Annotated in this window: 1 protein-coding gene; it reads right to left on the bottom strand. The window is 65.7% G+C overall.

Going from position 1 to position 508, the window contains the following annotated elements:
* Positions 1-11 precede the first annotated feature (11 nt).
* Positions 12-508, bottom strand: a 497-nt coding sequence (locus K4S16_RS00040) for an IS30 family transposase (RefSeq protein ID WP_149256723.1), incomplete at its 5' end; no start/stop codon positions are given.

The following is a 508-nucleotide window of genomic DNA, read 5'->3' as shown; positions in this document are numbered from 1 at the left end:
CGATGGCGGTCTCAGTGGATCAATGCATCGACCTGGCCGCAAAGGTCAGCGTAAACCTCGTTGGGTGTTCGGTAGCCGTGGATTTTGCGAGGCCGGTGGTTGAGGTCGGCGGCGATGGCGTCCAGGTCTGCTTGGGTGAATGTGCGCAGGTCGCGGTTCTTGGGCAGGTACTGGCGCAGGAGGCCGTTGGTGTTTTCGTTGGTTCCTCTCTGCCAGGGGCTGCGACGTTTGCAGAAGTAGACGGGCATGGCGGTGTCGGCGGTGAAGCGGGCGTGTTCGGCCATTTCGCGGCCGCGGTCCCAGGTCAGCGTTCGCCGCAGGTGGGGTTCGATCTGCAGAGCGGCGCGGGTGAGATGCGGCCGGACCTGGTGGGCTTTGATCCCGTCGGGGAGCGCGACGAGGCAGACACGGCGGCTGGTGCGTTCGACCAGCGTGGCGATGGCTGAGGGCCGGGTTCCCATGACCAGATCGCCTTCCCAGTGGCCACCGGTCTTGCGGTCGTCCGCTT

The organism is Actinomadura sp. K4S16 (assembly GCF_008327685.1).
In the GTDB taxonomy this organism is placed as follows: domain Bacteria; phylum Actinomycetota; class Actinomycetes; order Streptosporangiales; family Streptosporangiaceae; genus Spirillospora.
The sequence above is the reverse complement of the archived record's forward strand: the minus strand, read 5'-3'. Positions and strand labels throughout refer to the sequence as shown.